The sequence below is a fragment of the Arthrobacter sp. P1_B4 genome (assembly GCF_056406555.1).
In genome coordinates, this window is sequence record NZ_JBFTZW010000001.1 from 15,449 (window position 1) to 36,056 (window position 20,608).

The following is a 20,608-nucleotide window of genomic DNA, read 5'->3' on the forward strand; positions in this document are numbered from 1 at the left end:
GGTACCCCGAATGCAAGCGTTTACATGAAAGCTTTATGCAAAGGAGATCCCGTGGCCCGTCGGCCGGCCGGCCGGCCCGCGGCGCGCCTGCCGGGAAGGCTGCCTCAGCCTCACGGCCGGCTCAGCGGACCCGCTCGGAACGGCCGAACCGCGACCGCGCGCCGGATCCGATGTGGATCAGCACCGGCGTGCGTTTGCCGATTACCGCGTCGAGCGCCTCTACCAGGGCGGAAACTTCGGCGGCGAGCCGGTGCGGGGCAACACCCTGGCGCGGTTCCACCCGGATCTTGAGGGCCGGCTCCCCGCTGATTTTGTAGGCGGCTACCGTAACGCCGGCCAGGTCGGGCCGGTCCGCGAGCGCTGCGCGGAGCGTCTGCTCCGCCACGCCGCCGCTGATTCCGACGTTGCCGGGCACTTCACCCGGGTCCTCCTCTGCCACGAGCAGGCTGGTCCGGCCCGTACCCTGTTGGGCAATCCAGGCGATCATCAGGCCCATCACCACCAGCAGCGCCAGGCAGATGACAAGCCACAGCCAGCTCCCCTGGCGGCGGGGGAATTGCGTCCGTTCGAACAAATCGAGCCAGAAGCTCAGGACACCGCCGGCCCACTCATGCCACCACACGCCGACAGCCGGGACGCTCGCAAGCAGTATCAGGAGGACGCCGATGGCGAGGAGGAGGATGCCAAGGATGCCGATCAGTACGCGGTTCAGCGCCCGGGGGGTGTTGTTCATGCCCCCACCACCCCGGCTGTGGATACCTGGATCCGCACTTCCGGCATCGGCCAGGGGCCCATTTCCTCCACTTCCCGGCGCACAGCCTCCAGGACGGCGTCCGGGCGCAGCGGCACACCGGAGGTCGGCCGGACGTTGACCGTGATCCGGTTCCGCGACACGACCACCATCACCTGTTCCTTGGCCACGTTGGCGGCCAGCCGGGCCCGGCGCGCCAGGGCAGCGGCGATCACCTCATCGTCCACCACGACGGCGGCCCGGCGGTCCGGGAGCAGGTGGCGTGCCCGCCGGCCGGGCAGCACGGCATTGAGGAAGAAGAACAATCCGGCCATCGCGATCACAGCGCCCGTGACGCCGAGCAGAAGCGGCGGGATTCCCGCCGGGAGCGCTACTACCCGCTCGGCCGCGGTCTGCGGATCCACGAGCCACGGCGGCTGCCCGATGGCACGGACCCCCGTCTCAAGCAGCGCATAGCCGAACAAGGCCATGACCAGGCCGGCCGCGATCACGGACACAACAGCGCGCGATGTGTGCGTCTCCCGTTTCACTATCCGGCCCATGCCCGCGGCGCCGGAACCCAGCGGCGCGCTCCCCGGCACCGCATCGGTGTCGTGCCCGGCGGAGTCGATTCCGGCGTTCTGGGTGTCCTGGCTCAATGTACCCGGCCTCCCCCGCGCACGGCGGCCCCGCTGATGCGGATGTCCACCCGGCTCAGCTGCGCTCCGGTCAGTTCCGTCACGCGGCGCAGGATCTGGGCCTTGGCGGCGACGGCACGCTCCCAGATGGAACCACCGAATCCGGCGACGCGGCCGGGGTCCCGGACCACAGCGGTGAGGTTCGGGACCGCGACGGGCATGACAAGCGACAGCGCGAGCAGCCCGTCATCGTCCGACCAGTCGGCGCGGACGTCGTGCGCCGGGACACCGAGGGCCTCCCCCGCGGCCGCCCGGGCCACGCTCGTCAGGGCCTGGGTGCTAATGCGGTTGTGCCCGGCCATCGCGGTGCCGGGGATCGGCGCTTCAGCCGTGATGCTCATGAGGAGGAACGCCGGCCTGTGAGGGCGTCAAACACGCTGCGCAGGTCCAGCTTCCCCTCTGCGGCCCGGCCCAGGAGGGCGCCGATGGCCATGAAGAACAGGGCGCCGAGGAAGCCCCAGGCACCGAACTGGAAGGACATGAAGGCCACGAAGGCGCCCATGGCGATTCCCACTACCGTCAGACTCATTAGATTGCCTCCCTGACTGGCCGGGCCTCGGCGGACGCGGCCGGTTTGGCCGGGCCGGGCACATAAACGTCGTTGATCTCGATATTGACCTCGATCACTTCGAGACCCACCAGTTCCCCGACGGCGGCGTAGACGACGGCGCGGACCTGGTCCGCTAGGGCCTGCAGGGGGGTGCCATACACCGCAACAAGATCGATGTCGACGGCCGCCTGCGTTTCGCCGACTTCCACGCGGACGCCCGCTGCGTGATCGGCGTTGCCGACGGCGTCGCGGATGGCCCCGAGGGCGCGTGAGGGTCCTGAGCCCAACGAATAGACGCCGGGCACCGATCGGGCGGCGATGCCCGCGACCTTGGCGACGGCGGTTTCCGCTATGACCGTGCGGCCGGTGCCGGCCGGCGCGGACAGACCGTCCGCAGGACTGACCAGGGCGCCGGGACCGGGCTGACCTGCTGCGAGGCCGGCAACGTGTTGACCGGCCGCGGGACCGGCGACGGGTTGAGAATTCTGGTATTCCATAACGCACTCCCCCTTCTCTTTGACACAACCCTAGTCCCTGCCTGGGGGCCCGTGGGGGAATCTTGCGGCGCCCGTTCCCACAGTCCACGCAGGTGGGGGCGGGAACGGGCGGCCCGCGTTGGGGACAAGGCCGGCCGTTTGTCGGCTGCGAAATGTCAGCCGGGAGCCGACGCGGGCGTTGGCCTGGCCGAACCCCCTACTTGCAGTTGGTGGCGATCCAGGTCGTGACCGGCGCCATGGCGGCCTGGAGCTTTCCGCTGGAGAAGACCGTCTGGTCGGTGACGCCGGCAACGGCCACCTCCTTGAGGTTGGCGAAGTCGGCCTTGAGGCTGTCCGGGACGCGTTCGGCCGTCTCGGCCAGCTCCGTTTTGAACTGTTCCAGTTCCGCCGTCTTGCCTTGGGCGGCCGACAACGGAAGGAGCGTGGCGCCGGTTGCCTGCTCCGAGATCTTGGAGCAAGCCTCGGCGGCGCTGGTGAAGCCGCCGAACGGTCCCGAGGTTCCGCTGGGGCTCGGCGTGGCGGACGCCGAAGCAGTGGACTCGCCCCCGGCGGACGTGCCCGCGGCGGACGAAGGCGCGCTGCCGGCCTGCGGGGCCGAGCACCCGGTTAGCGCCAGGGCTGCGAGGAGGGCGGTTGCGGCGAGAGGACGGGCAATATTCTTCGAAGTCACGTTGCAGAATCACTTTTCGGTTGAGATTGCGCCGCCCGCCCGGACCGGGCTGCCGGCGGCTTTGGTGTTCTTTCCCCAGCGTGCGAGTCTAGCCCGGCCGGCTGGACGGCCCCCAAACGGTCGCCGCCGCCGGCCGCCCATCGCCGCCCGTCTCCCCCGTCGATAAAGCGGAGCAGGAGATGGTGTTAAAGAAGAAAAGCACCAGTTCTCAAAGAACTGATGCTTCCCAGTGGTGGCTCCGACCGGCGTCGATCCGGTGACCTTTCGATTTTCAGTCGAACGCTCTACCAACTGAGCTACAGAGCCTAGGTGACATGTCACCTTGAAGGCCGGAATTTCTTCCGGCAATCAGAGCGACCCTGACGGGACTTGAACCCGCGACCTCCGCCGTGACAGGGCGGCGCGCTAACCAACTGCGCTACAGGGCCTTGCTTGTTTACTGCCTGTTCTTGCTGCCTGCGATATCGCTACCGCAGATTTTCAAGGCCTTTAGCCTACCAGACTTTTTCACCCGGTTTGACCAGTTCCTTGCGTACCCCCAACGGGATTCGAACCCGTGCCGCCGCCGTGAAAGGGCGGTGTCCTAGGCCGCTAGACGATGGGGGCCAGGACGCCATCCGGTGAAACATATCAGGGCAAAAATTAAGGGCCGAAGCCTGTCGTTTTTGTCCTTTCGGGTTCCTCCGAACTGGACTATAAAACTATAAGGGCAGACCCCCGGATTATCCAAAATCGGCCCCTCCCGCCGATACAAAGCCTGGCCAAGATGGGGGCGGAGCCGGGCAGAGTGGGTGCAAGATGGACTGATGGATGCCGTTGATGCCCTCAATGAGATTGCGTTCTGGCTCGAACGCGGGCTCGCCCCCACCTTCAAGATCCAGGCGTTCCGCAAGGCGGCCGGGATTATCGGCGCCCTGGACCCGGAGGAGGTCGCAGCGCGGGCACGCAACGGCCGGCTCAAGAGCATGAAGGGGATCGGCGACAGAACGTTCGACGTCATCCGGCAGGCGGTCGACGGCGGCGTGCCCGACTATCTTGAGGATCTGCGCCAACGCGGGCAGCAACCCCTGGCGACCGGCGGGGCCGAACTGCGCTCGGCCCTCCGCGGGGACCTGCACAGCCACAGCGACTGGTCCGACGGCGGATCCCCGATCGGACTGATGGCTGACGCCGCCCGGACACTGGGCCGGGATTACCTCGCCCTGACGGACCACTCCCCCAACCTCAAGATCGCCAACGGCCTGAGCGCCGAACGCCTTCGGGAACAACTGGACGTTGTTGCGGACATCAACGCGGACGGCGGCGACTTCCGCCTCCTGGCCGGGATTGAGGTGGACATCCTGGAGGACGGCACCCTGGACCAGTCCCCGGAGATGCTGGACCGGCTGGACATCGTGGTGGCGAGCGTCCACTCGAAGCTCCGCTCCGACCGGAGCACCATGACCGAGCGGATGCTGGGCGCCATCAATGATCCGCACACGAACGTCCTCGGCCACTGCACCGGCCGGCTGCTGCAGGGGTCGAGGGGAACCCGCCCGCAGTCCGAGTTCGACGCCGCGCGCGTGTTCGCAGCGTGCGCCGGGAACAATGTGGCCGTCGAAATCAATTCCCGCCCCGAACGGCAGGATCCGCCGGACGAGCTGATCCGGCTGGCCCTCGATGCCGGCTGTCTGTTCAGCATCGACAGCGACGCCCATGCGCCGGGCCAGCTGGATTTCCTGCAGTACGGTGCCGAGCGCGCGGCCTCGAACGGGGTACCCGCCGAGCGGATCGTCACCACCTGGCCGCTGGATCGGCTGCTGGAGTGGGCCGGAAGCGGCAAATAGCGGCCGGACAGCTCCCCTGGGCCGGGCCCCGGGGCTACCCCAGCCCGCCGATGCCCTGCCCGCCAACGCCCAGCCCGCGAATGCCCAGACCGCCAACGCCTAGGGCCGGGACGGCTCCGGCCCGTCGGGCCGCCACGGCGTGGGCCTGGGCAGCCAGCGCGGGACGTTGCTGCGGTATTCCTCGTACGCCGCACCGAACTTCCGGGCCAGTGTGGGCTCCTCGTACTGCCGGACGAAAGCCACCACCGGGATGGCGCCGATGCCCAGGGCCAGGAAGAGCTTCGGCTGGCCCAGCAGAAGCCCCTGCCCCGCGACGGCCGCGGCAATGGACACGTACATCGGATTCCGCACGTACCGGTAGAGGCCGCCAACCACCAATTGCTTGGGCGGGGCAAATGGCGCGGGGGTCCCGATGCCCTCGACGGCGAAATGCACAAAGGAGTTCGCGATGACGGCGGCGCCCGCACCGATCATCATGGCGCCCGCGATCTGCGCGGGCACCCCGCCGGGGACCGGCGACTCCACTTTCCAGCGGGTCAGCAGCCACGGCACCACGCCGGCGGCGGTTGCGGGGGCGATGGCGAAGACGGCTGTGCCGATGGCTGCACGCCGTCGTTCGCTGGCCGAGGCTGGGGATGCTGTCATCCGGCCATCGTGACCCCGCCACGTTGAACGGACAAGGGCCCACCGGCCTAACCCGGGGACGGGGGATCAGCCTGAGCTTTCCCGACACTTTGCGTGGGCGAGCGGAGCGCGGCGGGGAGGAGCGGTGGGTGGTCGAGGTTCAGGTGAGCAGCAGCACGGCAAGGGTGACCATGACGACGGCGATTCCGGCGTCGAGCACGCGCCAGGCCGTCCGGCGCCGGAACAGGGACGTCAGGAACCGCGCTCCCGCGCCGAGGGCGGTGAACCAGGCAATGCTTCCCAGGCCGGCCCCGGCGGCGAACCACCAGCGCCCGGCTTCGCCCTGGGCGGCAGCGAGGGACCCGAGCAGCAGCACCGTGTCCAGGTAGACGTGCGGGTTCAGCCAGGTGAAGGCCAGGCAGGTGCCAAGGACGGCGACCCGGCCGGCGGCGGGCTTGTTGCCGGGATTCTCCATCTGCTCCCCGCGGACCGCGCGCCGGGCCGCGAGCGCCCCATAGGCAAGGAGGAACGCCGCCCCTGCCCACCGGATCACGACGAGGGCAGCCGGCGCCCGGTCCAGGAGGATGCCGATGCCCGCGACGCCCAGCAGGATCAGCACGAGGTCCGAGACCGCGCAGACTGCCACCACCATGACGACGTGCGAGCGCTGGATGCCCTGCCGGAGGACAAAAGCGTTCTGCGCGCCGATGGCAACGATGAGGGACAGTCCGGCGGAAAGACCGGAAAACAGGGGAAGGATCACCACTCCACGGTAGGCGCCCGCCAGAGATGAAACCAGTTAAAGATTCTGCAGATACGTAAGATGGGCTAATGATGGAGATCACCCCCGAACAGGCCCGGACGCTGGCCGCGATTCTGACGCACGGGAGCTTCGACGCCGCGGCCGCGCACCTGTCCGTGACGCCGTCGGCGATCAGCCAGCGGGTCCGGGCACTCGAGACCGCCGTCGGCCGGCCGGTCCTGACCCGGGCGCGGCCGCCCGGACTCACGGAGTCCGGCGAGGCCGTGGTGCGCTTCGCCCGGCAGCTGGAAATGCTCTCCGCGGACCTGGCCGAGGAGCTGCAGCCGGAACACCCCCGCGGAGGGACGCGCCTGACGCTGGTGATCAACAGCGATTCCTTGCACACCTGGGCGTTGGCCGGCCTCGCGGGGGCCAGTCACAACGTCCAGCTCGAGATCCTGCGAGAAGACCAGGAGCACTCGTTGGATCTGCTGCGCGCCGGAGCCGCCGCGGCCGCCATCACGGAAACAGCCCAGCCCGTGCCCGGCTGCTCCTCGAGCAAGCTGGGCACGATGCGCTATTTGCCGGTGTGCGCTCCGGACTTCGCCCGCCGCTGGTTTGGGGAGGGCGCGACCGGCGCGACGCTCGCCGCGGCTCCCGTTGTGGTCTTCGACCGCAAGGACGACCTGCAGGACCGCTGGCTGCGCCGGGTCAGCCGGGCTTCCCTGCAGCCGCCGCGCCACTATGTGCCGGCCGCCCAGGAGTTTGGCGATGCCATCCGCTGGGGCATGGGCTGGGGCATGATGCCCGAGATCGAAATCGAGGAGGACCTATTGGCCGGAAGGCTCGAGGCCCTCGCCCCGCGAGCGCACGTGGACGTTGCCCTCTACTGGCAGCAATGGCGGCGCGGCTCGGCGGCGCTGAACGACGTCGCGGCCGCCGTCCGGACGGCGGCACGCGTCCTGCGCTGAGGCCATTCGGGATTGGCAGGATCTCGACTAGACGTGACCGATTCCCGCCAGCCGGGAGGAGGCGGGAACGGCTACATTGGCAGCATGGCAACAACCGCCGCATCCGGCCCCACTCCGTCCGCAGGCCCCCACGAAGGGTCTCCGCACGCTGCCCCCGCACCCGCGCCGCAACCCGCGCCGCCCCCTCCCGGGCAGCCGGCCACGATCAGCAGGCTCGGCATCGCCGCCGTCGTCGTCACCGTGGTCCTGTGGGCCTCCGCCTTCGTGGGCATCCGGGCCGTGGGCCCGAGCTTCTCCCCCGGGTCCCTGACCCTCGGCCGGCTGACCGTTGCCGCCGTCGTGCTGGGCCTGCTGGTGGTGCCCAAGCTCAGGGGCCTGCCCCGGGGCCGCGAGTGGTTGCCCATCCTGGCCTATGGCGTCATGTGGTTCGGAGGCTACAACGTGGCCCTGAACGCCGCCGAGCACATGCTCGACGCGGGCACGGCCGCCCTGCTGATCAACGTCAACCCCATCCTGGTCGCCGTCATGGCCGGTGTGATCCTGAAGGAAGGGTTCCCGCGCTGGCTCATCATCGGCAGCCTGATCGCGTTCGGCGGCGTGGCCGTGATTGCGCTTGGTTCCGGCCAGCGGTCGACGGCGGACGTGGCCGGCGTCCTGCTTTGCCTGCTTGCGGCCGCGCTGGCGGCCGTGAGCGTGATCGTGCAAAAACCGGTGCTCCGCAAGTTCCCGGCCGCCCAGGCCACCTGGTTCGGCATCATGGTGGGCGCCCTGTGCTGCCTGCCCTTTAGCGGCCAGTTGGTCACCGAGCTGCAGGCCGCTCCCCTGCCGGCCACCCTGGGCCTGGTCTATCTGGGCATCTTCCCCACTGCGATCGCATTCACCACGTGGGCCTATGCGCTCTCAATGATTGATGCGGGACGCCTCGCGGCCACCACCTACCTGGTCCCGGGCACCACAATCCTGATCTCCTGGCTGGTTCTGGGCGAGATTCCGACCATCTGGGGCCTGGTGGGCGGCGTGATCTGCCTTGTGGGCGTGGGGCTGACCCGGCGCCGGTCCCGCTAGAGTTTGCCTATGCCCTCCTCCCTCCCGCCCGGCCTGCCGATCGTTCCGAACGGCGGGGACGGCAATGCCGGCGGGGACGGTGGTGACGGGTCGGACGGCGGCCCCTTCCCGATGTCCGAGGCCGATTTCGAGGCTGCCGTGAGTGACGCCCTCGACCGGATCCCGCCGGATCTGGCAAAGACCATGAGCAATGTCGCGATCTTCATCGAGGACGACTACACCCCGCAGCCCGGGGAGGATCCGGACACCGTGCTGCTGGGGCTCTATGAGGGGGTGCCCCTGACCGAGCGGGACTCCTGGTGGGACGCCGGCTCGCTGCCGGACCGGATCACCATTTTCCGCCAACCCATCCTGGACATCTGCACCTCCCGGGAGGACGTGATCGAGGAAGTCACCGTCACCGTGGTGCACGAGATCGCCCACCACTTCGGCATCAGCGACGCGCGCCTGCACGAGCTCGGCTGGGGATAGCCTTGTAGGCATGGGACACGACCACAGCCACTCGCACGGCCTGACCGCCACCGGCAAGCACCGCAAGCGCCTGGTCGCCGTCCTGGCCATCACGCTCGCCGTGGTGCTCGTGCAGACGATCGGTGCGGTGGTCTCCGGCTCCCTGGCCCTGCTCGCCGACGCCGGACACATGCTCTCGGACGCAGCCGGCGTCTTCATCGCCCTGCTGGCCGCATGGATCGCCACCCGGCCGGCCAGCGATCTGCGCACCTACGGTTACCAGCGCGCCGAAGTTCTGGCGGCGCTGGCCAACGCACTGGTCCTGATCGTCATCTCGGTGGTCATCTTCATCGAGGCCATCCGCAGGCTCGGCACCACCCCCGAGGTCCACACCGACGTCATGCTCGCCGCGGCGGTCCTCGGCGCCGTCGCCAACCTGGTCTCCCTGCTGATCCTGCGCGGCGCCCAGAAGGAAAGCCTGAACGTCCGCGGCGCCTACCTCGAAGTCCTGGGGGATCTGCTGGGGTCCTTTGCCGTCATCGCGGCGGCGGTGGTCATCATGGTCACCGGGTTTCAGGCGGCCGACACCATTGCCTCGATCCTCATCGCCCTCATGATCCTGCCCCGTGCCTGGCACCTGCTGCGCGACGTCGTGGACGTGCTCCTCGAGGCCACGCCCAAGGGCGTGGACGTTCAGATGATCCGCGACCACATCCTGGCGGTGGACGGCGTGGTATCCGTCCACGACATCCATATCTGGACCATTACCTCTGGTGTCCCCGTCTTCTCCGCCCACGTGGTGGTGGAGGACGCAGCGCTCGGCGCCAAGGGCGCCGACCGGGTCCTGGACAAACTCACCAGCTGCCTTGGCTCCCATTTCGACACCGAACACTGCACATTCCAGCTCGAGCCCACCACGCATTCAGAGCACGAGGCCCACCAGCACGCCTGACCGTCGGCAGGACACGCCCGTCACGGACGTGGCCAAATGACACTGGTGTTGTTTATGTTATTCATGTGACTCGTGTTGCCAAAGTAGCCTTTGGCACGTAGCCTCATGCCTGCTGGGTGATCCGCAGAGGGCTTTCACGCGCCAAATCCGACCTCGCTCACTTCAGCCTGAGACTTCAGCGAGGTTGCCCATGAGTTGGATCCGATCCGGCCGCAAGACGGCTGTGCTCTGCACCGCCGTCGTCCTCCTCGGAACCCTCGCGCTCCCGGCCCAAGCCGCGCCGCTGACCACCGCGCTGATTTCTTCGCAGCTTTCTGCGCAGGGGCGCCCGCCGCTGGAGACTGCCGGCCGGGTTCCGGCGTCGCCGGAGATCCCCTCACCGGAAGAGATCGCTGCCGCCAAGTCCAGTGCGAGCTCGACGGCGGCAGAGGTCACCAGGATCGACGGGCTTCTGGCCGACGCGTCGGCCGGCCAGGAAACCAGCCTCGCCGCATCCCTGCAAGCAAACAACGCGTACGGCGAGGCCCTCGTGGAGCTGGCCACACGCCGTGAAGCGGCGGCTGTGGCGGCCGCCAGGGCTGCCGCGGCCGGGGCAGAACAGGCCAAAACCCGCAAACAGCTCGGCCAGCTGGCCGGTGACCTGTACCGCAACGGCGGCCTGAACCCGGCCCTCAGCAGCTTTGTCAGCGGCTCCGGGCGGGCCCTGGAGGATGCCGCCACGCTGGAGGCCGTAACGGCCGGACGCGCGCGGGCCTTCGAGTCCGCGGAAAACGCGGCCACGGCCGCGCAGTCCCTGACCGACGCCGCAGCCGACGCCAACCGCGCCGCCGACGAGGCCGCCGCGACTGCCGCGGACCGCAAGGCCGACGCCGACCGCGCCGACGCCGCCCAGCGCCAGGTCGTGGCCGATGCCAAAGCGCAGCGCAGCGCGCTCGTGGACCAGCTGGCAAGCCTGAGAAACACCACCGCGGCGCTGGAATCGGCCCGGGTGGACGCCCTCGACCGCCAGCGCCAGCAGGCACGGCTCGCAGCACTGACCGCGGCGGCGGGCCCCGCGCCGCAGCCTGGCACGGGTTCACAGCCGGCACCAACAGCTCCGGGACGGGACGATTCGGCAGCAGGACAGCCAGCCGCTCCGGCTCCCGCCGACGTGCCGGCCCCCGCTGCAGCGCCCGCACCCGTACCGGCACCAGCACCAGCGCCCGCACCCGCACCCGCGCCGGCTCCGGCATCCGCGCCGGATCCCGCGCCAGTACCTGCTCCGGTCCCCGCACCGATTCCTGCCCCGGTTCCGGCGCCAGTACCTGTTCCGGTTCCGGCGCCGATTTCCGGCGGGTCAAACCAGACCGCGATTTCGGTGGCGCTCGGCAAGACCGGATCGCCATTCTTCTACCAGTACGGCGGAACCGGGAGCTATGGGTTTGACTGCTCGGGCCTGGTGCAGAATGCGTTCGCCGCGGCAGGGAAGTACCTGCCCCGCACTGCCTCCCAGCAGTTCGCCCAGGCCCCGGTCCATGTCCCGCTCTCCCAGGCGCGTCCGGGCGATCTGTTCGTCTGGGGTTCGGCCCCGGGCTTCTACCACGTGGCCATCTACCTCGGCGGCGGCCGCGTGGTCCAGGCGCTGAACCCCGACGCCGGCATTACCGTGACCGATGTTGCCGCCATGTCCGGGATGCAGCTGTACGGCTACGCGGCCCGTTACTGAGACCCGCTCCCGGGTCCGACTGCTGAGACCCGTTCCGGGGTTCCGTTCCGGCCTGTCTGGCGGCTAGGAGAGCACGTCCTTGGTGATGAACCTGCCGTAGGCCAGCGCGCCGAAGACGGCGACGTAGCCGCCCTGGAGGAGGGCATTGGCGGCAAAGGAATCCCAGGAAACCGGCTGCCGGAGCAGATCGCCAAAGTCCAACCAGTAGTGGCTGAAAAGCCAGGGATGCAGCCACTCCAGTTGCGGCAGCGCGTCCAGGACCTGCGCGACGACCGAGAGCACCACGGTGGCCGCCATGGCCCCCACCGGAACATCGGTCAGGGTGGAGATGAACAGCCCGATCGCCGACAACCCCAGCAGTGAAACCGCCAGATACGCGGCGATCAGCAAGAGCCGGACCATGGCCTCGCCGGTGCCGATCGTATCGCCGGAGAGCAGGGTCACCGGCCCCACGGGGAAGAGCGCCGCGCCGATTCCGGCCCCGGTCAGGGCCACCACGAGCGGGGCAACGATCACGAACACGGCCGCCCCGGCATATTTGACGATCAGCAGGCGGATCCGCCCGGCGGGAGCCACCAGCAGGTACCTCAGGGTCCCCTGTCCGGCCTCCCCGGCGATCGTGTCTCCGGCCACGACGCCGACGGTAAGGGGCAGGAACAGCGGAACGGAGACCACCATTGCCGTGACGCCCACGAACAGGCCGTTCTGGGCGATCCGGTCCAGGAAGGCCGGCCCGCGGCCTGCCGGCACGGCCGAGGAGACCCGCACCGCCACCGCGATCAGGATCGGGATGGCCGCCAGCGCGCACAACATGGCCCACGTCCTGCGGCGGCGGAACAGCACCCCGAGCTCGGACGCCAGCAGGTCACCGGTCAGGGACCCGCGCCGGACCGGCGCAGCGTAGGCCCCGCCGTCCCCGCCAGCGCCTGCGGCCGCGCCGCTACGGCCCGGCGCCGGGGCAAGTGACGGGCCGGCTGCCGGATCGCCCGCGGATGAGCTGTTACTGGACAACGTCGAACCCCTCCCCCGTCAATGCCACAAACCGGTCCTCAAGGCTGGCCTGTTCGGTCGCGAAGCCGCGGACCCGGACCCCCGCCGCCACGAGGGCCGCCACCACGGCTTCCGGCTGCACGGCCGCCCGCTCCACGGACCGGGATGATCCTCCGTCTTCCTGGGCTGCCGGAGCCCCAGCCGGACCCGCAGCCGGAGCCCCAGGCAGTGACGCGAACAGGGCCGCGTCGGTCCCGGAGCCGGCGGCACCGGAACCAGCGCCACCGGGAGTACGGCCGTCGGTGCCCAGGGTCGCGGTCAGGCCGAGGCCGGCCAGCACCTGCGCCGCGGTAACCGGATCCGGGGTCAACACGCGGATCCTTGCCTGGCCGGCCCCGCGCAGTTCCGTCAGGGTTCCCTGCGCCACCAGCCGGCCAGCGCTCATGATGGCCGCATGGGTGCAGATCTGCTCGACCTCGGCCAGCAGGTGGCTGGAGACGAACACCGTGGCGCCGTCGGCCGCGAGCGATCGCACCAGGCTCCGCACCTCACGGGTGCCCTGCGGATCCAGCCCGTTGGTGGGCTCGTCCAGCACCAGCAGTTCCCGCGGGGCGAGCAGGGCGTTGGCGATCCCCAGCCGCTGCTTCATCCCCAGCGAGTAGGCCCGGACCAGCTTGTCCGCTGCGTGCGTCAAACCCACCCGTTCCAGGGCCGAGTGGACGCGGGCACGCCGCGTCGCGCCCGAACCACAGGGGTCCGCGGCGTCCATGCGGCGCAGATTGGCGGCGCCGGAGAGGAAGGGGTAGAACGCCGGTCCTTCCACCAGCGCCCCGACCCGGGGCAGCACGTCATTGAGTTTGCCGGGCATCTCCTCGCCCAGCACGCGCATGGAGCCTCCGGTGGCCGTGGCCAGGCCGAGCAGGAGCCTGATGGTGGTGGTCTTCCCCGAACCGTTCGGGCCCAGGAAACCAAAGACCGCGCCTTTCGGCACGGCCAGGTCGACGCCGTCGACAGCCATCTGCCGGCCGAACCGTTTGGTCAGGCCCGTGGTCTCAATGCTCAGCTCGGCCGCCGGCCCGGCGGCGCTCACGCGGCCGTCACCGGATGGTCAGGGAGCAACCGTCGGCCACCGGATACCGCGCCGGACATCACTTCTGTGCGGCAGCGGCCTGGAGCCGCTCCGGTGGCACGGAGCCGGCGACGACCCGGCCGTCGTCGAGCACCAACACGTTCACCAGCGCGGTGGACAAAAGCCGGCCGCCCTGGACCGGGACGGTGGCCTGTTCGAGCAGGGCCGTGGCGTCCGACGCCGGGCCGGCCGTTCCCGCCGGGAACTCAACAACCGAGTCCCAGCCGGAGCCAGTGACGGCCGGCTTGCCGGCGCGGTCCTTGGCCGCCGGCGCCGTCGCGTTCCCGGCGTCGTTTCCGTGCTTGTGCTCCTTTACCGGAATCTCCTCGACCGTGGCACCCGGCGGCGGGGTGAATGTGAAGACCGACGCGTCGGGGGCCCCGAGGGTCAGGCTGGTGTAGGCGACGCGGAAGGCGGGATCCGACTGTCCGCGAGCCTTGATCTCGACGCCCAGCGGCAGACCGGTCTGGCCGTCAACGGCTACTGCGATGGACCCGACCAGCGTCGCATCGGACTTTGGTGTCAGCACCAGGTTGTAGGCGGGCCGGCCGGCTACCTGGACATCGGCTCCCACCGCCACGTCGGTGCCCGGTTCGATCTTGGCCAGTAGCATCGCGGCGAGCTGGTCGGGGGTGGCGGTGACGTCGCTGCCGGCGCTGTGACGGCCTGTGTCACCGGCGTCGTCGGCCGGGAGCTGGGCATGGGCGGCCGTGTTGTCCTTGGAGTTGTAGAACCACACGTCGTTGCCGTGGCGGATCGCGTTGCGTTCGGCCAGCCGGTCCATCACCTGGACGCGGGCGTTGTCCGGGCCGTCGCGATAAACCCGCGCGGTGTGCGGCCCCGTCAGCAGTTCGAGCCATGCCGTACCTGACGGGGCCGAGCCGGCACCGGTCTTGGGCAACTCGGGAAGCCCGAGCGCAGAAGACTGTTCCAGGGTTCCGGAGAGGGCGGGCTCGCGGTGCTGGGCAATCAACTGCAGCACCTGCTCCGGCGTCTTGGGCGGCAGGGGATCCCCGGCGCTGGCGGGCAGGGATCCGGCCAGCGCGCCGGCGGCAATAACGGCAGGAACGGCGGCAGCAGGCAGCCAGCGCAGCCACGTGCGCGTCATCGCGACCGCGCTCCGGAAAGAGATGTTCCAACTATCCGCGCCTGGGGAATGCGCGCTTCAGTGCAGCTCATAGGTCAACAGTACGCCTGGCCCCGGCAGCCCGCTTATCCTACTTCAGCACATTAATGGTCAGTTCCACGGCGCCCAGCAGGAACGCGAGCACAGAGGTGCCCAGGCCCGCCACGAGCAGCAGGCCGGGATGGGCCAGGCCCACCACCACCCGTCTCAGCCGGGGCCTGTCCCGCAGGAACTTCTTGGGCACGGCGCCCGGTTCCGGCGTTTGTTTCCAGCCCCGGAGCCGCCGCAGGAACCAGGCGCAGCGAATGATGAAGGCCAGCCACAGTACGGAGACCACCAGCGGGATCGCGGCCAGCAGGAGGTTGAAGCCCACCGCGGTGACCTCGCGTTCGGACGCCCCGACGAGTGACTGAAGGGTCGTTGAGATCGAGGCGCTCATGACCACGGACACGCCCCACACGAGGAAGGCGGCGATCAGGGCCAGGAAGCGGACGAAGAAGTGGCCCAGGACCGAGTCCCGGCGCGGCTTCAGGTAGCGGCGCGGGGTGGCGTGCAGAAGGGCGATGCTTGCCAGCAGCGTCGGCAGGGCGGCGAGGCCAACCAGCACATACCAGGACCAGCCGGCCAGATCCAGGAACTCGTCGGCCACGATCAGCGCCGCCCAGAACCCGGCCCACGCCCAGCCGGCGGTGAGCGGACGCCCCACGAACCACTCCGGCAGCCACGCGTCCGGGTCCGCGGGCGCGGGGGTCGCGTCAGTCGCAGGCGCGGGGCTGCCGGGCGGCCGGGTGTCAGGCGCCGGTATGCCCGTCGCGGGAACTCCGGCGCTCCCGGGCTCCCGCCCCTCGGAGCCGCGCACTTCGCTCATGGCCCCACTGTAGCGAGCCGGCCGACACCATGGTGCGGAGCCCGCCGCCGTCGGCGGTCCGGCGCGAAGTGGCCGGCGTCAGGGTGACGGCGTCAGGGTGCCGGCGGCGTTGACGGCGTCACGGTGCCGGCGGCGCCGTCGACCGTAATGCTGTGGCCCGTGGCGATCCTCGACGTCGCGTCGGGGACCCCCACCACTGCGGGGATCCCGTATTCCCGGGCGACGACGGCGCCGTGGGAGTTGGGCCCGCCCATTTCCATCACGAGGCCGCCGGCCGTCAGAAACAACGGCGTCCAGCCCGGATCGGTGGACGGCGCCACGAGGATCTCGCCCGGTTCCAGGTGCGCGCCCTGGGGGTCCAGGATCACCCGGGCCCGGGCCGTGATGGTGCCGGCCGAGGCCGGTGTGCCGGAGAGCCGCCCCGCGCCGCCGTCAGAACCCGCCGGCCCCCTTCCGCCGGCTGTGGTCTGCACCGCCTCCGGCTCGGTGCCGTCCGAGAGCAGCACGCGGGGAATGTGCCGGCGGCCCAGTTCAGCCGCGTACGCCTCCCGACGCCGTGCCACGAGCCCCTGCAGCGCGGCGCCGCCGAGCCCCCGGTGCGCGTCAGCCAGGTCGAGGAAGAAGATATCGTCGGCCGCATCGAGGGCCCCGGCCGCGGCGAGTTCGGCCCCGACGGCTGCGAGCTGCTCCCGGACGGCGCCGAGCGCTTCCACGAGGTGGTACTTGGGCAGCTCCCGCAGCCCGGCGAACATCCGGGTCCGCCGCAGCGCGGCCCGGGCGAGTGCACCGCGAAGGCGGCTGCGCTGCGCCGCCGCTGCCACCAGCCGGGCCACCTGTGCCTCCGCCTCTCGGGCCGCCTTGCCGAACTGCCGGTCCGGGGCGAGCGCGGGATCATCCATGCGCAGATAGTTGGCCAGGACCCCGAGGATGTGGGTCGGGTCATCAGACCAGCGGGGCATGCCGACGTCGATCTCCGCCACGGCGCGGTGGCCGTACCGGCCCAGGAAGTCCCGCAGCCCCGACTGCACGACGCCGGGCAGGTCCCCCGCCCGGTAACGCCGGGCTATCTCGGGCAATGCGGCTTCCCCGAACACCGCCGCCGACGCCGGGTCGTTGCGGATGGCAGTAGCCAGCGACCACAGGTCAAGGTCCATTTCGGTGGTCACGTTGTTGGGCAGCCCCCGCAGGACTTCCTGCAGCGCCCCGTTCCCCGGTTTCCCGGCGAGTTTTCCGGCCACGGCCAGCAAGGCGAACCCCAGGGCGGGCAGCGGCAGGATCGCGGGAACCACGGGAAAGACATGCTGGCCAAGGATCCGCTCGATGTGGTCCAGGCGCTCCGTGGCGGTGGCGCCGGCGGGCACAGCGAGTGCCGCGCGGAGCTGTTCTCCCACACGGTCTGCCCGGCGCAGTGCCGCCTCGGGCCGGATGAGGCCGCGGATCAAGGTCTCCGGGACCTTCGCCCGCGCCGCCACCGGGGCGACGTGGCGCAGGAGCCCCCACGGCATTGTTGTGGTCACGGAGAACCGCGGATCGGCGAAAAGGTTGCGCAGCACGGTGGCCGAACGCGCCTCCATGACGTCAAACACGCGGGGGACAATGGCGCGCCCGGTCTGGCTCCGGAGAACCGGCGTGAGATCGAAGAAAATCCGCTGGCCTGCCTCCGCGTACGGCGCGGGCCCGTCACGGGGCACCGGCACCGGGAAATGCGCCGCCCCCGCAACCGAAGACGCAATCAGCCGGATGCCGGCGAGTCCCATCGGGGTGAGGGGCCGGGTCAGCCCCTGGGCCAGGCTGAAACATAAATACACGCGTGGCGTCGGCCCGGAGGGAGGCCGGTCCGGCATCGGATAGAGAGTGGTGATGGGTCTGGACTGCGTCAGCCACACGGCACCGTCCCGGCCGATGGCCCATTCGAGGTCCTGCGGCGAGCCGAAGTGCACCTCCGCACGGCGGCCCAGGAGCTCCAGTGCCGCCAGTTGGGCGTCGTCCAGGCTGGGCGCCAGCCCGGCGTCAGGTTGCGCCACCCGCTCGGTGCCGCCGCCGGGCAGGGGACGAATAATGATGCCCTTGTCCCCAATTCGCCGCTCAAGGATCCGTCCCGTGGTGCCGTCGAGCACGAAGTGGTCAGGGTTGACCGCCCCGGACACCACGGCCTCCCCCAGCCCCGGGCTGGCGTCGATGACGGCCTCGTGCCGCCGGCCGGTCACGGGATTGGCTGTGAACAGCACCCCGGCCACGGCCGCGTCCACCATGCGCTGGACCACCACGGCGAGGGCCACCGCCGAGGGCTCAATCCCCTGCACCGCGCGGTAGGTCACCGCGCGGTCTGTCCACAGGGAGGCCCAGCACCGGCGGACGGCAGCCAGCACGGCATCCGCACCCACCACGTTCAGGAAAGTGTCCTGCTGGCCGGCGAAGCTGGCAAACGGCAGGTCTTCGGCGGTCGCGGAGGACCGCACAGCGACCGCCGTGTCGGTGCCCAGCGCCGCATAGGCGGCGCGCACGGCGGCGTCGATGCCGGCGGGGACATCGGCGTCGAGCACCAGCGCGCGGGCCTTCGCCGCAAGCGCAGCCAGCCCCGCCAGGTCGTCGGGGGCTGTTGCGGCGAGGGCGCGGTGCACGTCCGCCAGCGCCGGGGATGCCGTGGCGTCCAGATACGCACTGGTGGTCAGGCAGAAGCCGGCGGGCACCGGTAGGCCGGCGCGTGCCAGTTCGCCCAGGTTCGCCGCCTTCCCGCCGACGGTGGCCAGCATGTCCGGGCCAAGGCGTTCAAGGGCCAGGACCGGCCCGTCCTCGGCAGGATCCGGCGTCCCGGGGTGCTCCATCCGTTAACCGTCCTTCCGACGCCGGGCCCGTCGCCTTCTAGGAGTCGCCGAGCATCGGGCCGAAGCTGGCTCTGTCCGCCAGCCGCGGGTCGTCGCGGTCCGGCACCACCATGACCGGGCCCTTGGCGTGGTGGAGGACGCCGTCAGACGTGGAGCCCAGCAGCATCCCGGTGAATCCGCCGCGCCCTCGGGTGCCGACCACCACGAGCTCCACGTGCCGGCTGGCGTCGACGAGGATGTCGACGGGCGAGCCGTCGACGAGCTGCGTCTCCACCTGCAGGGCGGGGAAGTAGCTCCGCAGCCAGGCCACGCCGGCGTCGAGCTGTACCTTGATGTCGGCGAACAGTGCGTCGCGGTCCATCGGGGTGGGCACCCATGCCAGCGAGCCGGTGTACTGCGGCACCGCGCACACCACGCGGAGCCGGGCGGAGAGCCGCTCGGCCTGCGCTGCGGCCTCCAGCACGGCGACGCGGGCCTGCTCGGAACCGTCGACACCGACGACCACGACGTTCTCCACCGGCTGGCTGCCCGACTTGGCACGTTCGGCGAGGACATGCTTGTCGTCTGTGGTTTCGCCCAGGCGGTCCGCGCAGATCAGCGGCACGGTCACGGTGGGGCACTTCGAGTGGGCGGGCAGCGCGCTGCTGACGGAGCCGAGCAGCCGGCCCACGAAGCCACCGCGGCCGCGGGTGCCGAAGACCAGAAGCTCCGCGGTTTCGCTGATTTCCAGCAGCACGCCGGACGCGTCCCCGTTTTCGACGGACGCGTCGACGTCGATGTTGTAGAACGCGATCTTGTCCATGGCGTGCTTGAGGATGGCTTCGGCGCCCTCGCGGATCACGGAGTCGTCAACCGTGGCGTAGCCGCCGTCGAGCCCGGAAGCGGCGAAGATCGGAACGGAATAGGCGGTCACGATGTGCAGCGGGCGGCGACGGCGTTCCGCCTCACGGGCCGCCCACACCAGGGCGCAGTGGCTGTGGTCCGAGCCGTCCACTCCCACGACGATTCCGCGGGGCGGCGCCGGCTCGCCACCGGTCTCCCATGCCGGGTCCGGATGCACCTGTTCACGGCCCATAGGGTCCGCCTCCTCGCGATTCTTGCCTGATGTTGCGGCTATTCTGCCAGAAGTACTGCCGCCCGGCGTCCACCGGCGAGGCGACCCGGAATCTGCGTGCAGGAACCCCTGATTTTCCTCACTATTCTCGGTTAATTGCGAACATTCAAGACGGCGGCAAGGCCTCCCCGGCCGCCCGCGGCGGAAGGATTTACGCAGAGTTAACACGCCGTTTCCCGGCCCCGAAATTCAGGCTTTTGAGCCGGTTTCCGCTGGAGCGGGGGCAAGGAAACCGCCGGAATCCGGGACCACAGCCAATGTCCTACCTCCCCTATCCACGGGCGGGAATCTTAGGTATCCTTCGAGGCATTGCTGAACCGAGACTGGTGTTCCAGAAAGCAGCCGCTGGGGCTGTGGAACCAGGCACGGGTTGGCGTCCGGGGTTTCCCCCGCGACTCGCACCATTTCAAGGAGGTACCCTGCAGTGTCGAGCATGCCTTTGTACGGCGGGATTGAGCGGACCACCGCCGTAGTCATCGGGACGGGGCTCTCCGGCTTGGCTGTGGCCAGCGAGCTCCAGCGCCGGGGCGTTGCGTCCATCATTGTGGACGGGCTCGACCTCCTGGGTGCCGGCCATCCGGCCAACACCTCCTCGCTTCAGCGCTGCGACGCGGCGGACGCCGCCAGCCTGAGGGAGCGCAATGAAATCCTGCGGCACCTGCGCAACTACGCCGCAAGCCACAAGCTTGACGTGCGGAACAACATCCGGGCCCTGCAGCTGGACCTCCTGGAGGCCGGCACGGACGGCTCACCCACCGAGAAGTGGGCCGTCCAGACCCCGGGCGGCGTCCTGCTGGCCGACCACCTTGTCCTGACCCGCTGCGCCCACAGCCAGCTGCGCCGCATGCTCTCGGAACTTGGCATGGCAGCCGGGCAGAACCTCATGGCGGCAATGCATGCTCTGGGAATGTACCTCGTGGGGGTGGGCGAGCTCATTACCCCGACGCCCAAGGAAGTCCTGCGCCAGGCCAAGGTGGTGGGACAGGCAATTTCCGCCAAGGTCCACCCGAACGGGATCCCCGCGCTGCTGCCCGGCGGCTTTGCCCTGGCCGCCCCCGCCTAGCACCGCTTTGGCC

The 20,608-nt window shown here is 70.0% G+C and carries 21 protein-coding genes and 3 tRNA genes; 7 read left to right on the forward strand and 17 right to left on the reverse strand.

The window, feature by feature from the left end; translation table 11 throughout:
- Positions 1 to 121: 121 nt before the first annotated feature.
- The 9 genes from AC1D1W_RS00080 to AC1D1W_RS00120 all read right to left on the reverse strand — a co-directional run bounded on the left by AC1D1W_RS00080 (position 122) and on the right by AC1D1W_RS00120 (position 3,751).
- The gene (locus tag AC1D1W_RS00080; protein WP_459383680.1) at positions 122 to 733 is read right to left on the reverse strand and encodes a hypothetical protein; all 612 of its coding nucleotides are present in this window, start codon (positions 731 to 733) and stop codon (positions 122 to 124) included.
- Positions 730 to 1,389: a DUF6286 domain-containing protein gene (locus AC1D1W_RS00085; protein WP_243181371.1), complete on the reverse strand. Its 660-nt coding sequence runs from the start codon at positions 1,387 to 1,389 to the stop codon at positions 730 to 732. Before AC1D1W_RS00085 ends, AC1D1W_RS00080 begins: the two co-directional genes overlap by 4 nt.
- On the reverse strand, positions 1,386 to 1,769 hold the full coding sequence (locus AC1D1W_RS00090; protein WP_476942641.1) for a hypothetical protein: 384 nt from the start codon (positions 1,767 to 1,769) through the stop codon (positions 1,386 to 1,388). The genes AC1D1W_RS00085 and AC1D1W_RS00090 overlap by 4 nt, the downstream gene beginning before the upstream one ends.
- Entirely contained in the window at positions 1,766 to 1,957 is a 192-nt protein-coding gene (locus tag AC1D1W_RS00095) for a hypothetical protein (RefSeq protein ID WP_243181369.1), read from the reverse strand. The genes AC1D1W_RS00090 and AC1D1W_RS00095 overlap by 4 nt, the downstream gene beginning before the upstream one ends.
- Entirely contained in the window at positions 1,957 to 2,475 is a 519-nt protein-coding gene (locus tag AC1D1W_RS00100) for an Asp23/Gls24 family envelope stress response protein (RefSeq protein WP_243181368.1), read from the reverse strand. The genes AC1D1W_RS00095 and AC1D1W_RS00100 overlap by 1 nt, the downstream gene beginning before the upstream one ends.
- A gap of 196 nt (positions 2,476 to 2,671) precedes the next feature.
- The gene (locus AC1D1W_RS00105; RefSeq protein ID WP_243181367.1) at positions 2,672 to 3,145 is read right to left on the reverse strand and encodes a hypothetical protein; all 474 of its coding nucleotides are present in this window, start codon (positions 3,143 to 3,145) and stop codon (positions 2,672 to 2,674) included.
- A 230-nt stretch (positions 3,146 to 3,375) separates the two neighbouring features.
- Positions 3,376 to 3,451: transfer RNA gene (locus AC1D1W_RS00110), tRNA-Phe, on the reverse strand.
- Positions 3,452 to 3,499: 48 nt separating this feature from the next.
- Positions 3,500 to 3,573 (reverse strand) — tRNA-Asp (locus AC1D1W_RS00115).
- Between the two features lie 105 nt (positions 3,574 to 3,678).
- A tRNA-Glu gene (locus AC1D1W_RS00120) sits at positions 3,679 to 3,751 on the reverse strand.
- 200 nt (positions 3,752 to 3,951) lie between these two features.
- Here AC1D1W_RS00120 and AC1D1W_RS00125 point away from each other — a divergent pair.
- A complete protein-coding gene (locus AC1D1W_RS00125) occupies positions 3,952 to 4,971 on the forward strand; it encodes a PHP domain-containing protein (RefSeq protein WP_476942642.1) in 1,020 nt (339 codons plus the stop codon).
- Positions 4,972 to 5,070: 99 nt separating this feature from the next.
- Here the strand turns inward: AC1D1W_RS00125 and AC1D1W_RS00130 are convergent, their stop codons facing one another.
- Positions 5,071 to 5,616 carry a methyltransferase family protein gene (locus tag AC1D1W_RS00130; protein WP_476942643.1) on the reverse strand — a complete coding sequence of 182 codons (546 nt, stop codon included), beginning with the start codon at positions 5,614 to 5,616 and terminating at the stop codon, positions 5,071 to 5,073.
- 139 nt (positions 5,617 to 5,755) lie between these two features.
- Positions 5,756 to 6,358, reverse strand: a complete 603-nt coding sequence (locus AC1D1W_RS00135; protein WP_476942644.1) for a LysE/ArgO family amino acid transporter — start codon at positions 6,356 to 6,358, stop codon at positions 5,756 to 5,758.
- 68 nt (positions 6,359 to 6,426) lie between these two features.
- Here AC1D1W_RS00135 and AC1D1W_RS00140 point away from each other — a divergent pair, with 68 nt between their 5' ends.
- The 5 genes from AC1D1W_RS00140 (at position 6,427) to AC1D1W_RS00160 (ending at position 11,480) form a co-directional block, all read left to right on the forward strand.
- A complete protein-coding gene (locus AC1D1W_RS00140; protein ID WP_476942645.1) occupies positions 6,427 to 7,308 on the forward strand; it encodes an ArgP/LysG family DNA-binding transcriptional regulator in 882 nt (293 codons plus the stop codon).
- 84 nt (positions 7,309 to 7,392) lie between these two features.
- A complete protein-coding gene (locus AC1D1W_RS00145; protein WP_476942646.1) occupies positions 7,393 to 8,373 on the forward strand; it encodes a DMT family transporter in 981 nt (326 codons plus the stop codon).
- Between the two features lie 9 nt (positions 8,374 to 8,382).
- Positions 8,383 to 8,844, forward strand: coding sequence for a metallopeptidase family protein (locus tag AC1D1W_RS00150; RefSeq protein ID WP_476942647.1), 462 nt, complete (start codon positions 8,383 to 8,385; stop codon positions 8,842 to 8,844).
- A 10-nt stretch (positions 8,845 to 8,854) separates the two neighbouring features.
- Positions 8,855 to 9,775 carry a cation diffusion facilitator family transporter gene (locus tag AC1D1W_RS00155; protein WP_243181360.1) on the forward strand — a complete coding sequence of 307 codons (921 nt, stop codon included), beginning with the start codon at positions 8,855 to 8,857 and terminating at the stop codon, positions 9,773 to 9,775.
- Between the two features lie 190 nt (positions 9,776 to 9,965).
- The gene (locus AC1D1W_RS00160) at positions 9,966 to 11,480 is read left to right on the forward strand and encodes a C40 family peptidase (RefSeq protein WP_476942648.1); all 1,515 of its coding nucleotides are present in this window, start codon (positions 9,966 to 9,968) and stop codon (positions 11,478 to 11,480) included.
- Between the two features lie 63 nt (positions 11,481 to 11,543).
- On the opposite strand, the gene AC1D1W_RS00165 is transcribed toward AC1D1W_RS00160, so the two are convergent.
- From AC1D1W_RS00165 to AC1D1W_RS00190, 6 genes are all read right to left on the reverse strand, one after another.
- Entirely contained in the window at positions 11,544 to 12,356 is an 813-nt protein-coding gene (locus AC1D1W_RS00165; protein ID WP_279294340.1) for an ABC transporter permease, read from the reverse strand.
- A 124-nt stretch (positions 12,357 to 12,480) separates the two neighbouring features.
- Complete coding sequence (locus AC1D1W_RS00170) at positions 12,481 to 13,560, reverse strand: ABC transporter ATP-binding protein (RefSeq protein ID WP_476942649.1); 1,080 nt, start codon at positions 13,558 to 13,560, stop codon at positions 12,481 to 12,483.
- 58 nt (positions 13,561 to 13,618) lie between these two features.
- A complete protein-coding gene (locus tag AC1D1W_RS00175) occupies positions 13,619 to 14,707 on the reverse strand; it encodes a LolA family protein (RefSeq protein WP_243181356.1) in 1,089 nt (362 codons plus the stop codon).
- Positions 14,708 to 14,816: 109 nt separating this feature from the next.
- A complete protein-coding gene (locus tag AC1D1W_RS00180) occupies positions 14,817 to 15,593 on the reverse strand; it encodes a hypothetical protein (protein WP_243181355.1) in 777 nt (258 codons plus the stop codon).
- A gap of 92 nt (positions 15,594 to 15,685) precedes the next feature.
- Complete coding sequence (locus AC1D1W_RS00185) at positions 15,686 to 18,418, reverse strand: PEP/pyruvate-binding domain-containing protein (RefSeq protein WP_476942650.1); 2,733 nt, start codon at positions 18,416 to 18,418, stop codon at positions 15,686 to 15,688.
- Positions 18,419 to 18,455: 37 nt separating this feature from the next.
- Entirely contained in the window at positions 18,456 to 19,493 is a 1,038-nt protein-coding gene (locus tag AC1D1W_RS00190) for a universal stress protein (protein WP_243181353.1), read from the reverse strand.
- A gap of 472 nt (positions 19,494 to 19,965) precedes the next feature.
- Here AC1D1W_RS00190 and AC1D1W_RS00195 point away from each other — a divergent pair, with 472 nt between their 5' ends.
- Positions 19,966 to 20,595, forward strand: coding sequence for an NAD(P)/FAD-dependent oxidoreductase (locus AC1D1W_RS00195; RefSeq protein ID WP_043436212.1), 630 nt, complete (start codon positions 19,966 to 19,968; stop codon positions 20,593 to 20,595).
- Positions 20,596 to 20,608: the final 13 nt, after the last annotated feature.